Below are 13,691 nucleotides of genomic sequence, written 5' to 3' on the forward strand. Positions count from 1 at the left end.
ATAATAAATTATATCAATAAGAAAAAACGGATGAACCATGGCTGTTTTAAAACATATAGAATCCCAGAGTAAATTCTATTTACGTGCTTTCCACCGCTTTGGTAGATTAGTACACTCTGTAGATACTTTGCTTGATTTTCCTGAAATCACACGTATTCATGCCGTAATTGAATGGCTAAATGAGCAATGGTGTATAAATGATTTAAGCAAAAATGGCGTTTGGTTAAACGATAAAAAAATCAGTAAAAATCAAAATATACCTTTAAAAAAAGGCGATAATATCCGTTTTTCTGAAGTAAATAATGCGGTGTATCAAGTTATTTGCGTCGACCCACCAAGAGACTTATTGTTACCAGAAAATGCCTCGCATGAAGACGTCATTTTTCTAGAGCAATACCATTTTTTACCTGACAATAAGCAACCTGAAGTGATTGTCTTTTTCGACTCACAGCAGCACTGTTGGTATTATGAAACTATGCAAGATCACCTTCTGACCCTAATGAGTGATGGTCAAAATTTATATATCGGCGGACAAGGTTGGTGCTTATTTCAGGCTGAATCCACCATGCAAGAAAAAACAGTTGAACTCAAAAGACAGCCTAATAATAATTTAGAGTTCATTTTTAGCCTAAGCCTCGATGAAGAATTAGCCGAACTAAAAATCAAAAAAAATAAAGTTACATTAGACTTTGATGTGCGTTCTCATCATTATTTAACCTTGCTATTAGCACGATATAAATTAAATGACATGCAAAATAATTTTGAGGCTGATGTACAGGGTTGGGTGCAAGTAAAAAAACTAGCAAAAGATTTAGGTATTAGTGAAAGTCACGTTAATATTCAAATCCATCGCGCACGAAAGCAATTTGTTGAAATACTTAATAATGAAATAATACCCAGTGCATTGATAGAACGTAAACGCGGAAAAGTCCGCTTTGGCGGAAAAACGTTTACTATTTATAAAGGAAAAAAAATAGAGTCTTCAAATTTAGAAGACAATGTAGAGTGAGCAGCAGATCATACAATAAAAAGCACTAGTGACATTTTTAGTAATAAATTAGACCGGCTGAAATAGTCGGTCTAACTTATTTTTAATAGTTTATTTTTTAAAGTGTAATATTATCAATCTCAACGCATTGGCTACTTAATTTCAACTCGCTGAGAGCGCATAACAATCTCGTCATTTAGCTCAATACCCAACCCTGGCTCTTCTGATACTTCAAAGAAGCCGTTTTTAGGCTGTGGATCTTGCAAACATAACTCGCGGTTCCACTTTTTAATCGCATAAGTGTGGTGCTCATGAATCAAAAAGTTAGGGATAGCCGTTTCTAAGTGCAGTGATGCTGCTGTTGCAACAGGCCCGCCACATACGTGAGCTTGAATACGCACATCAAAGATATCTGCGTAATCACATACTTTTTTAGTTTCGGTAAAGCCACCACATAAACCAATATCAGGTTGCAGAACATCAATACTTTGATCTTCTAAATACGGGCGCACACCCCAGCGATTATACAAACGTTCACCACCAGCAATTGGCACATTAACTTTATCTGCTACTTTTGCATGTAATGAGTGGTTTAGGTAGTTAACTGGCTCTTCAAAGTACATACAGTCAAATTCTTCTGCAATTTCACCCAACTGAATGGCTGTTGTCACGCCTGGTAAACTGTGGCATTCAAAAATAATGTCTACTTCGTCGCCTACTGCTTCGCGAATAGCTTGCATGCGCGCACGATATAGCTTCATTTCAGTACGTGATATTATTTTTGTACGATCGTAATAAGTATTGCCGTCTTTATCGTACTGAATTGGATCTACTTTTACTGCATCGTAACCTTCGGCCATCGCCTTTAAAGCCGCTTCGGCATATTCTTGCGGTTGTACTAGCGCTTTAAATTCGCTATCCCAGTCAAACTGTAATTGCGATGCGTAAGTGCGTAGTTTGTCGTTAACTTTACCGCCTAATAACTGGTATACAGGTAAACCAAGCGCTTTACCTTTTATATCCCAAAGTGCGGTATCAATTGCGCTCATTGCAGCATATACAACAGGTCCGCCGCCTAAACCCCAAAAGCTCTCACGTAACATACGAGACCATAGTTTTTCTGTTTGAAATGGGTCGTGGCCGATTAAAAAGGCGTCGGCCATTTCTTTAATCATAGCCGCTGCAGCACTGTGACCTAAATCGTATGCAAGGCCCGCTTCGCCAACACCACTAATACCTTCGTCAGTATGAATACGTACAAACACAGGTGTCCAAGAAGGTCTATCAGGACAGTGAATATCAAATACTTCAACGCGATTTACTTTCATTAAAATTCCTTATTAACCGCTATGGGTTATTTTGCAAAACTAGGGTCAAGTCGATACGCTTTACGTAACATTGCAGGCCACGCAAGTTGCCCGCCAGTGCTGCCACTGTGTACTACGTTTGCTTGATTATAAATATTGTCGATTATAGGTTGCGGTACTTCAATCACCTCTTGCGAGCTTGATTGTAGCGCTAGTTGAATTTCACACGCTCGCTGTAAATCATAAAAGCGCATAAACGCATCACCTACCGTTGGGCCTAGTGTTAAGCCACCGTGATTTACCAATAACATATGGTTAGTGCTGCCCAAATCATCTTGCAGCACTTTTCGCTCGTCGTCGTTTACTGCAAGCCCTTCGTAACCATGATAAGAAAGCGATGGCAGTGAAAACATTGAATATTGGCTAAGCGGTAATAAGCCATTTTTTTGTGTAGCGACTGCGATTGTTTCTTTGGTATGAAGGTGAATAACACAATGAGCGTCTTCGCGTACCTCGTGAATCGCACTGTGAATAGTAAAACCAGCTGGATTAATACTAAATGGCGTATCGTCAATAATGTTGCCGTCTAAGTCGACCTTCACTAAATTAGAGGCAGTTACTTCATCAAAGGTTAAACCAAAGGCATTCACTAAGTAGTGGTCGGTGCCAGGCAAACGTGCTGATAAATGCGTATAGATTAAATCCCCCCAACGAAAGTGCTCTACCAGTCTATAACATGCGGCTAAATCAACACGAAGTTGCCACTCTTGTGCTGATACTTTATTTTTTAAATCGAGTTGGGGTAAATCAAACATAATAAGCCTTTTAAAACGTACATTATCAATCTGTACGAACAGATGTTTAGAAGTCTAAAGCAGTCTCTATTTTATAGCAAACACCAAACAAAACAGCCACACTATTGTGTGGCTGTTTATAAAGCTAAAATACCAATTGCATTCAAATGGTATAGCTGCGTAAATTATTTTACGTTAGCTAGGTAATCTGCAATTGCTTCAAACTCTTCATCAGTTACCGTTGCAACCATTGCTTTCATGGCCATGGTCATACCGTTGTTACGTGCACCTGATTTAATGTCTTTCATTTGCGCTACTAAATAGTCTTTGTTTTGACCGTTTAGTTTAGGGTACATACCCATAATTGGTGCTTTACCTTCAGCGCCGTGACAAGTTTGACAATTTTTAGCGGTATAAAGTGCAGCGCCATCGGCAGCAGCTACATTAAACGAGAAGCTTGCGGCTAAAGTAATACCCGCGCCTAATAGTAGTGTTTTCATCTTGCTCATTGTATTTACTCTTCTTTTTTGACGGTTAGAAAAACTGTTCTATTGATTGTAGTAAACAATCAAATAAAAAGCATACGTACGAAACGACGCTAGACGATCAACTTAACCAAAAAACGCTAACTCGTTTCTATCCCACTTTTATATACTTTAGCAAATAAAAATGAGCTTACCCTTAATAGACTATTACCACACTATATCATCTGGTACTTCAAAGTCTGCGTATGGGTCATCTTCATCTTTTGGTTTGTTTTCTGGCTCCACATGAAAAACAATATACTTTTCGTCAACTTCAGCCACTTTGCGTGCTGGTTCGTCGTCTAAAACGTAAAATTGCCCTTCTAGTACACAGATAGCTAAACGACCACCCGATAACGCTTTTTGCGTTTTCTCGTTCACATCGATATTTTTTACTTTGTTTTGATAAGTAAAATTAAATGTGCGCTCACCACGAATAGCGTCTTGGTTGTGGTGCTCTAAAATTTGTTTAACACGCGCTTCTTGTTCGCGCTGCTTTAAGCTAACTTGGCGTGTTTGGTTAAGCTCTTCAGCCTTTTTTTGTTGCTCTAGCTTGGTTTGTTGGATGTGCTTTTGCAGATCACTTGGGTTACTAGTAGCCCCTTTCTTTTGCTTTTTTTGTTGCTTACGTTTTTCTGATTTAGCAACTTTAGCATTATGCGATGTTGTTAATCCTGCTTGAAGCAATTGGTCTTGTAATGAACCCATGGCTTTGTTCCACTAAAAACTAATATTAAGGTTATTTTAATCACCAACGACTCTAAATAACAGCGCTATCGACATTAATCTAACAAACTAGTTAAAACAAACCATGATATAGCGCAAAGAGCGTGCTTTTAATTATGCATTAAAAGCAATTTTTAATACAATGCCGCCTAACCAATCAGCAAATGTACAAGGCATATAATGCGTTTACCTCATCTACTCGTTTGCTCGGTATTTATATTTTTTGTACTTTATGCGCCACAGCCCTTACTCAGTCTTTTTGCGAATGAGTTTAATGTAGCCCCTGCGGTAGCTGGCAGCTTAATGACCGCAACTATGCTGCCCTTGGCCATTGCACCACTTGTTTATGGTGTACTTTTAGCAAAACGCAACCCATTACTCGTATTGCGTATTGCAATGGTATTTTTAGGACTTAGTAGCCTGCTTTTCATTTATGTACCGAGCTTTGAACTTTTGCTCTTGGTTAGATTTCTACAAGGTTTAACGCTTCCAGCAGCTTTAACAGCAATGACTAGCTATATAGGCATGAGCTACAGCGCAGATGCCCTTCAAAAAAATATGACCCTGTATATTGGTAGCAGTATAGTTGGAGGTTACTTTGGCCGCGTACTCGCCGCTTTGTTTAGCGATTTGTGGCATTGGCAAAGTTTTTATTATGTTATTGCTTTTATGCTTATTTTTTTGGCTTTAACAATTAAGCATTCTCGCTTTTCAAACCCAGCTACACCGTCGCAGCTCTCCCCTCTAGATTACCTTAAACAACTTAAAGAAGGTGCTGTACTTAAAGTGTATGGCGCCGTTTTTTGTATGTTTTTTTGTTTCGCTGCACTACTTAATTACTTACCGTTTATATTACAAAACACGTTTTTACTTACGAATACTCGTGACATAGGTTTAGTTTACAGTGGTTATTTAATTGGTGCACTCGCCTCTATTACTGCACCTTGGCTGCTTAAAAAAACACCTTCATCTTGGCATCTTTTAGTCGCTGTATTTAGTTTTTATAGTGTGAGTATTATTTTATTAATGAGCCACCAACTTAGCTTATTTTTAATCGCATTTACTTTGTTTTGTGGGGCAATGTTTGTAATCCATTCAACTGCAGCGCCGCTCGTTAACAAAATAAGTAAAGCCCCACCAAGCGTAACCAATGGCGGGTATGTATCATTTTATTACAGTGGTGGTGCATTAGGGTCGTTATTACCCGGTGTGGTATACCAACATTATGGGCAAACAGCGTTTATGTTTACGCTGCTTGCGGTTTGCTTATGCGGTTTATCGTTAATTGTGTGGGCTTATTTTGAGGGTAAAAATACAACTCGCGGTTGATGCTTTGTGTAATTAAAAAAAGTTTCTAAGTCAGCCTTGCTAAGCAACCATGTTTGGGTATTTTCAAATGGATGACAATGGAACAAATCGCCACCCCAAATATCTTGGTCAACCCATAAGCTCACTTCGTTTTGCTTATCATTTAAAAGAGCCAACATAGATACACACCCAGGAGCCACTTTTAAATATTTAGCTAGCCGCTCACTTGATGCAAACCCTAAGCGTGAAAGACCTTGCTGCTTTGACAATACCTTTAAGTCGAGTTGTTTATCGTGCGCTGTAATAACTAAAAAATGTCGCTTACCCTCATTGTCACGTAAAAATAAATTTTTAAGACGTGTACCTGGGCGCTCAATCATAAACTCATCAGCCGCTAAGCTAGTATGTAGCGGCGGATGCTCTATTACATCGTAATTAATATCTAGGTGCGCTAAAAGCTCTGCTAACTTAGTTTTATCAGCCAACATATTACAAACAACGTCCTCTTAATTGCACACTCAAATCTCGCCATATAACGTCATTGACTTCGTGTTCGTTATCGCAATACTGACGCTCTTTTAGCTCTTGATTTAATAACTCAACAGCTTGGTCTTCTAGCTGCAACTTTAAAACACTCGACTCTTCAAAATGCTCTTGCTCAATATATTGCTTAACCTCACCACGACTTGGTCTGTTATTAGGACCACGGTCAAGATTAAAGTTTTCACGATGCTTAGCTTTTACTGAAACAACATAAGCAAAAATTTTATTACCTTGCGCATCTTTTTTTTCATGAAACTGTTTGTTGTTTATTTCAAAAGGAGGCCCGTCACTTGACGCACAACCTGCGAGTAAAACCATCATCACTAGAACACTTTTTTTCATGTTTTTTGTCGTTTTAGTTTGTAATTAAGCCGAGTCTATCAAAATTTGTCATAAACAGTAAAAATTAGCGAAAAAATACTTGACCAAATTTATAAAAAAATTTAAAGTTCGTCCCGCTTGGAACTCAGCAGCCAAGTAATTACGTAAATCGTAATTTAGGAATGTGGGGCTATAGCTCAGCTGGGAGAGCGCCTGCCTTGCACGCAGGAGGTCAGCAGTTCGATCCTGCTTAGCTCCACCACTTTCCTAACTCCTCATCAAAAAACAAAAACTATTTTTTCGTAGTGTTAATTACTTTCTTTTCTAACTAATTTTTATAACTTTCAACTTGAGTCTTTACAACTTATTAGCTATATATAATGTCATATGTATTAATGCTTTAGGCTTATCATGGACACCCCTAAGCGCTCAACGTTAAAAAAACTTGCTGTTATTGGTTTGACTGCTGGCGCGATTACGCAAGCTCCTTATGTTTTTGCCCGAAAAAAAGTCACTTTAAGAGTCCTTGGTACACATGTCACATTACAAGATGCTATTCGAAAACAAGCGATGAGCGACTTGGGTATTAATATCGAATTTACACCCGCAGGCAGTGCAGCCGTTTTACAAAGAGCGTCAATGGCCCCAAGCTCCTTTGATCTATACGAACAATGGTCAAATAGCATAAATGTGCTGTGGAATGCAGGCTCTATACAGCCAATAGAAAAAAAACGACTCACTTACTTTAATGAAATTAACAACCTTACTAAAACAGGAAAGCTCACCGAAAATGCAAATATTGGTGCAGGCGATGCTCCGTATAAATTATTAAATGTCCAACCCGATGGTACATTAAGCGAGCACGAAAGCGATCACATAAGCTTTTTGCCTTATGTGCACAATGTCGACTCTTTTGGTTACAACACTGATTTCATCAAACCAGGTATAGCTTACGAAACAGAAAGCTGGAGTTGGCTATTAGATGATACGAACCGAGGAAAAGTAGCCATTGTAAATGCCCCTACTATCGGATTATTCGATTTGGCCTTAGCTGCACAAAGCAAAGGCCTCATAAAATTTAATAATATCGGTTCAATAACGCGTTCAGAAATGGATCGACTCTTTAGTATATTACTTGATTTTAAACGCCAAGGTCACTTTAGTGGGTACTGGAACTCTGTGCCAGAATCAATCGAGTTTATGAAGAGCAAACGTGCGCATATAGAGAGCATGTTCTCACCAGCAGTAGCCGCGCTTAATAGCCAAGGTGTTAATGTGCGCTTTGCCGCTCCAAAAGAGGGTTACAGAGGCTGGCACGGTGTGATGTGCTTATCGTCACAAACACAAAATAGCGTTAAAGATGCTGCTTACGATTATATGAATTGGTGGTTATCAGGTTGGCCGGGGGCTTTTATAGCTCGTCAAGGTTATTACATTAGCAACCCTGAACGCTCAAAGCCACTACTGAGTTCTTCTGAATGGGACTACTGGTACGATGGTAAAGCAACTGAAATAGACTTACGAAATACCAACGGTGATATAACGATAAAAGCAGGAGAGGAACGAAATGGAGGTAGTTATCTCAAACGTTTCAGTAATGTTGCAGTATGGAACAGTGTTATGCCAACCTACGATTACAGTTTGCAAAAATGGCATGAGTTAATTAGTCGCTAATGAAAATTCGTTCGATAAAATCAAAAATAATTTTAGCTTTGTGCTTACTTATGAGCTTATTAGTACTGCAAAGCTATTTATTTAATTATTCACAAAAATCATTATTAAACTTACAAAAAGCACAACACAATGCACTGATGCAAAATGAAAGTGTAACGCGTTTAGAAAACGATGTTATTTCACTGCAAAGTCAGGCGATTGCTTATGTTGATAAAGCAAATCAAAATACAATCGAAAAATTCGACCTTTATTTAAATGAAGCAAATAAAAACCTCAATCTCTTAAAAAGCAATTCTGTAGAGCATTCTTTAGAGTATCAAAGTGCACTAAACAGACTTGGTGACTACCTAAGTAACTATCAAGACACGTTCAATCAAATTGTGATGAATCGAACTAAACGAGAGCAACTTTACATAACGCAATTTAAACAACCTATTACAGATCTAAAAATACAGATAACGAAATTAGAAACGCAAGCTTCCCCTAAAAGCAAAGCTATTTTTAGCGATATATTGCTTACTATAAGTAACCTAGAGCACGCGGTAGTAAGTTACCTGTATAAACCTAATTTTGACGAAGCACAAAATGTTAATAAAAACCTTGAGCATTTACACTCAAAATTAGCGAAAGCACCTAGCATAAGCAGTGTCTCCATGAACACGATTACAAACTTAAAGAAAGCTTACAGCCAATTAATGCTGCTGACACGTAGCTACACTTTTTCGATTAATGTTGTGCTTACTGGTATTGAAAACGAATTACTCTATTTAGCTAATCAAGTCAAAAAAACTGAAAAACTGAAATTTAATGAAACTGAAAAACAGCTCAGCTCCCACCTAATAAGCTACACAGAACAAGCGAATTTATTCGCTTTATTAATTACGATTATTGTTATATCAGTCGGCTACTTTATTTTTAGATCGGTCATTAAACCAATTACTCAGTTAACCACTTTACTAAACGATATGAGTAATGAAAAACAAGTTACGCTCAATAAAAACCATCATAATCAAAGCGAGATATCCGCAGTAATAAAAGCAGCAAATATGTTGTATCAAAAAAATCAGCAAACCAAAGAGTTACTGATTGAAACGCAGGCGTTAAATATCCAAATGGAGACTATGAACAAAGAGCTTACAGTTGCGATAGCACAAGCCGAAAGTGCTAACAAAACAAAAAGTGACTTTGTGGCAAATATGAGTCACGAGCTGCGAACACCAATGAATGGCGTATTAGGTATGCTACAGCTTTTAAGAGACAGTACTTTACCTACTAAACAGCAACATTACGCAGACAAAGCATATTCAAGTGCACATAATTTACTGCATATCCTGAATAATATTTTAGATTTTTCTAAACTTGAATCAAAAAAAATAAAAATAGAAGAAATACCATTTACTCTCGACTCTATTGTAAAAAACACGGGCAATTTATTTAAAGATACCGCGAATCAAAAAGGCTTAGCACTTGAATTTAATCTACATGCTGACCCACATTTAGAGCTGATAGGGGATCCATTTCATCTGAACCAAATCATCAATAATTGCGTCGGAAACGCAATAAAATTCACTGAACATGGGAAAATTCAGTTAATTGTAGAAACAATATCCCAACAAAAAAACATAATTGATTTAAGGTTTTGTATTAAAGATACAGGCGTAGGAATTGAACCTGAACAGGTCGAGAAAGTATTTAACTCTTTTTATCAAGGTGATGCTTCTATTACTCGCAAATACGGTGGCACGGGGCTTGGGTTAACTATTAGCCAACAATTTACAAAAGTACTCGGTGGAAAAATTCAAATTCGAAGCGAAAAAGATAAAGGCAGTGAGTTTTATTTCACCTTACCATTTAAACTTTCACCACAACACAGACAAAAAAAACGAGCCTTACTCATTACGCCACAAAAAGAACAAGCTGCCCAACTTGTGTCTTTACTCAGCAGTGTTGGAATAACACCCGAAACAACAGAAGAGCCGCTACGCGCTCTCGCTAAAATATCTCAACCAAGCTCTCCTTTTGATATTGTCATTTTGTCATTGACGCAAGAAGAAGCCAAAAACAGTATTATTCTTCAAAAACTCACTGAAAGCAGTCAGCTATCTAAAAACAATTTAAAAATCATCATAATAATTACGGATACCGATCAGCCTCACACCCAGCCAACACAAAAAAATGTACATATTATAAATAACAGTTACAAACAGTCGGATATCTTAAAATTACTTGCATCTGAAAGCAAAGCAAGCATCACCCCAAAGCCTGATAACTTGATTAAATTTACTGGTATAAAAGCACTCATTGTTGACGATAACCCTCTGAATATAGAAATCACCTCTGCAATGTTAAAAAAATTAGATCTAGACATTGTAACGGCAATGAACGGGCTGGAAGCCGTTGAGTGTGTTAAAAACAATATATTCGACATTATTTTTATGGATATTCAAATGCCAGTAATGGATGGTATTTTAGCCACCAGTAAAATTAGAGAAAATGGTGAAACGCTACCAATAGTTGCATTAACCGCGGCAGTACTTCCTGAGGATAAAAAGGCAGCTATTGATGCAGGTATGAATGACTTTTTAACCAAGCCCCTCATTTTTGATATGCTATTTCAAAGCCTTGAAAAGAATTTATCAACGCCCCAAAGTGGTTTACTCATTAATATCCCTCTAGCACTTGATAACTTAGATAATAATGAACGTTTGCTAAATAAATTGATTACACAGTTCGCGATAGACTATGAAAACTTTATTGTAAAGTTTCAAAAGCTACAAGAAACTAATAATAATATTGAACTTGCCCGCCATGTTCATGCAATAAAGGGTTTAGCGGGCACTTTAGGATTAGAAGTTTTAGAGCAGCTAGCTAAAAAAATTGAATCTCAAATACGCAATAAAGAAGTTGTTTCATTTTCACTGTTTAGTGAGCAATTTGTAATTACTTTGCATGCAATTAAACAGTATCTAACAACTCAACGCCTTAGCGAAGATGTCAATTTAGAGGGCAATGAAAATGCAAGCGAACTTACAACCCTTATTGATAAAATTTATGAATTAACAATTAACTCAAAGCCAATTCCTAGCAGCTTAGTAAGAAGCTTAAATGGCTTCACTTTGAAATCTCCCCATCCTTTACTCGGACTTAAGTCGGCAATAAATCAATTTGACTATCAATTAGTATTAGAGTTGATAAGCCAATTTCGTGATGACAATTTAAATTAGCCAAGCGTAAAAAACTAAGCTAGATTAGATATTAAAGACTCAAAAGGATTGAATGTGCATTCGATGTATCCGGCTAAAAATATTAGTGAAGCTCAAGATAAAAAACACAAACCCTTAGTGTTAATTGTTGATGATGAGCCAAATAATCTTCATGTATTAGTTGAAGGGTTACTTGCTGACTATGACGTAAGAGTATCCATTAGCGGCGAACAAGCCCTAACTTTTATAGAATCAACACGCCCTGATTTAATTCTGCTTGATATAATGATGCCGGGTATGGATGGCTATGAAGTATGTGAAATATTAAAATCACGCCAAAATACCAAAGGAATCCCCATTATTTTTGTGACAGCACTGACCACTGAAGACTCAGAAGAACATGGGTTTGAATTAGGTGCTATTGATTATATCCACAAGCCTTATAAACTTGCTTTAGTAAGAGCCAGAATTCGTACTCACATAACATCGCAAGGTATGTTAGACCGACTTATAGAGAAGAACTTTGACCTGCACGATAAGCTCCTTGAAATAGAATCTCTAGCACAAGAATTAAGTGAAAGAGAAGAGGAGCTTAAGCAATTATCATCTAAACAAAAACTTTTCTATCAGGCGTTGGTGAGTACTGCCGATGGTGTTGTTATTACTGATTCCGATGGAAAAATAATTGCCGTTAACCCTTCATTTTGCCGTATCACAGGCTTTACTGAAGCCGAAGCGCTAGATATTAAGTTACATAAGCTAAAACAAAATAATCAACCTGGCATTAGTTTTAATAATGTTTGGCTCCACGCAAACAAAGCCGGCTATTGGAGCGGAGAGCTCGTTACGCGTCGTAAAAATGGTGAGCTATATCCTGAATTACTGACACTAAGTATGGTAAAAGGTGAACAAGACTCAAATGTTCATTTCATTGGTGTATTTAGTGATATTTCGAGTTTGAAAGTAACTCAAGAACGCATTGACTACCTTACTTGGCATGACGAACTAACCGCTTTACCTAACCGAAACGGTTTTCTAAAGCAGCTAGAACAACAATTACAGCGATGTTCTTTAGACAATAACTATGCTTATATTTATATAATAGACATAGACAGCTTTCACTCAATTAATGATGGCCTTGGTTTGTTAGCAGGCGACAAAGTTCTTAAAGAACTTGCCAATCGTATCCATAATAAACTTGATAAAAAAGACGTTATTGCACGCTTAGGCAGCGATGAATTTGCCGCTTTGAGTAGTGTTGACAAAGGCGTTGGTCGACTAAGATCACAAGAAATTGCAGAACATAAGGCACAAGAGTTATTAAGAGTTATTAACGAGCCTTTCATAATTGATGATCAACAAATAAGTATTACAATTAGCATCGGCACCTATATTTTCCCTAGAGAAGATCAGTGGGAAAATGCGATTGAAACGATCAGAAACTGCGAAGCTGCTTGTTATAAAGCAAAAGAAAAAGGCGGTAATAGAGTCACTTTCTTTGATAACTCTTTTGGTGAACAGGCAAAGCGCCGCTTTGAAATTGAACAAGACTTACGAAAAGCAATATCGCAAAATGAATTAACACTTTATGTTCAGTCTCAATTTGATAGTCAGCAAAAGTTAAAAGGTGGCGAAGTGCTCTTACGGTGGATGCATCCTGAGAAAGGCTTTATTAGCCCCGCTGAGTTTATTCCTATTGCTGAAGAGTCAGACATTATTTATGAACTAGACTCATGGGTACTTACAAATTCTTTGTCGCTTATTCAACAGTTAGATGATCGTCATTCAACACTGAGCTTATCGGTAAATATTAGTGGTAGACACTTTCATGAAGCACGTTTCCTATCATTATTAAAAACTAAAATAGAGTTTTACGAAATAAAACCAAACCAGTTAACTATCGAAATTATTGAAGGCACCTTACTCAATCACATAGAGTCCGCCATTGAGGCGGTACAATACCTAAAAAACTTAGGTGTTCGTGTATCCATTGATGACTTTGGTACGGGTTATTCAAGCCTTACCTACCTCAAACAATTGCCTATTCAAGAATTGAAGATAGACCGCTCATTTGTGTTTGATGCGCCGACTGATAACAACGATAAATTAATTATTGATATGATTGTTAGCTTAGGAAAGCTATTTCAGTTGAAAGTTGTTGCCGAAGGAGTAGAGAATCAGTCCCACTTTGATTTATTCCAAGAGTACCCTGAAGTAATTATGCAAGGCTATCATTTGCATAAGCCAGAACCAGCAAGTGATTGGATAAAAAAATTAAAATAAACCACAAATACAGCAAAGCC

The 13,691-nt window shown here is 37.4% G+C and carries 11 protein-coding genes and 1 tRNA gene; 6 read left to right on the top strand and 6 right to left on the bottom strand.

What is annotated here, in order from left to right; translation table 11 throughout:
• Positions 1–37 precede the first annotated feature (37 nt).
• Positions 38–1,009 (top strand): FHA domain-containing protein, encoded by a 972-nt coding sequence (locus AOR04_RS15835; RefSeq protein WP_096793868.1) that lies wholly within the window; start codon positions 38–40, stop codon positions 1,007–1,009.
• Positions 1,010–1,140: 131 nt separating this feature from the next.
• Here the strand turns inward: AOR04_RS15835 and AOR04_RS15840 are convergent, their stop codons facing one another.
• The 4 genes from AOR04_RS15840 to AOR04_RS15855 form a co-directional block, all read right to left on the bottom strand.
• A complete protein-coding gene (locus AOR04_RS15840; RefSeq protein WP_007375956.1) occupies positions 1,141–2,316 on the bottom strand; it encodes a mandelate racemase/muconate lactonizing enzyme family protein in 1,176 nt (391 codons plus the stop codon).
• Positions 2,317–2,342: 26 nt separating this feature from the next.
• Entirely contained in the window at positions 2,343–3,110 is a 768-nt protein-coding gene (locus tag AOR04_RS15845) for a class II aldolase/adducin family protein (protein WP_096793869.1), read from the bottom strand.
• Between the two features lie 164 nt (positions 3,111–3,274).
• Entirely contained in the window at positions 3,275–3,598 is a 324-nt protein-coding gene (locus AOR04_RS15850; protein ID WP_096793870.1) for a c-type cytochrome, read from the bottom strand.
• 183 nt (positions 3,599–3,781) lie between these two features.
• Positions 3,782–4,321, bottom strand: a complete 540-nt coding sequence (locus AOR04_RS15855; protein WP_002957867.1) for a DUF2058 domain-containing protein — start codon at positions 4,319–4,321, stop codon at positions 3,782–3,784.
• 198 nt (positions 4,322–4,519) lie between these two features.
• Here AOR04_RS15855 and AOR04_RS15860 point away from each other — a divergent pair, with 198 nt between their 5' ends.
• Complete coding sequence (locus AOR04_RS15860) at positions 4,520–5,668, top strand: MFS transporter (RefSeq protein WP_096793871.1); 1,149 nt, start codon at positions 4,520–4,522, stop codon at positions 5,666–5,668.
• Here AOR04_RS15860 and AOR04_RS15865 read toward each other — a convergent pair.
• A complete protein-coding gene (locus AOR04_RS15865; RefSeq protein WP_008138855.1) occupies positions 5,635–6,135 on the bottom strand; it encodes a prolyl-tRNA synthetase associated domain-containing protein in 501 nt (166 codons plus the stop codon). The two genes, AOR04_RS15860 and AOR04_RS15865, sit on opposite strands and share 34 nt — an antisense overlap.
• A gap of 1 nt (position 6,136) precedes the next feature.
• Positions 6,137–6,532, bottom strand: a complete 396-nt coding sequence (locus tag AOR04_RS15870) for a hypothetical protein (protein ID WP_033023229.1) — start codon at positions 6,530–6,532, stop codon at positions 6,137–6,139.
• A gap of 165 nt (positions 6,533–6,697) precedes the next feature.
• On the opposite strand from AOR04_RS15870, the gene AOR04_RS15875 reads away from it, so the two are divergent.
• From AOR04_RS15875 to AOR04_RS15890, 4 genes are all read left to right on the top strand, one after another.
• Positions 6,698–6,773, top strand: a tRNA-Ala gene (locus AOR04_RS15875).
• A 149-nt stretch (positions 6,774–6,922) separates the two neighbouring features.
• Positions 6,923–8,185, top strand: coding sequence for an ABC transporter substrate-binding protein (locus AOR04_RS15880; protein ID WP_096793872.1), 1,263 nt, complete (start codon positions 6,923–6,925; stop codon positions 8,183–8,185).
• A 50-nt stretch (positions 8,186–8,235) separates the two neighbouring features.
• Complete coding sequence (locus AOR04_RS15885; protein WP_232525486.1) at positions 8,236–11,409, top strand: response regulator; 3,174 nt, start codon at positions 8,236–8,238, stop codon at positions 11,407–11,409.
• Positions 11,410–11,472: 63 nt separating this feature from the next.
• Positions 11,473–13,671, top strand: a complete 2,199-nt coding sequence (locus AOR04_RS15890) for a two-component system response regulator (RefSeq protein WP_033030464.1) — start codon at positions 11,473–11,475, stop codon at positions 13,669–13,671.
• The last annotated feature ends 20 nt before the right edge of the window (positions 13,672–13,691 follow it).

The organism is Pseudoalteromonas sp. 1_2015MBL_MicDiv (assembly GCF_002407505.1).
Lineage (GTDB): Bacteria > Pseudomonadota > Gammaproteobacteria > Enterobacterales > Alteromonadaceae > Pseudoalteromonas > Pseudoalteromonas fuliginea.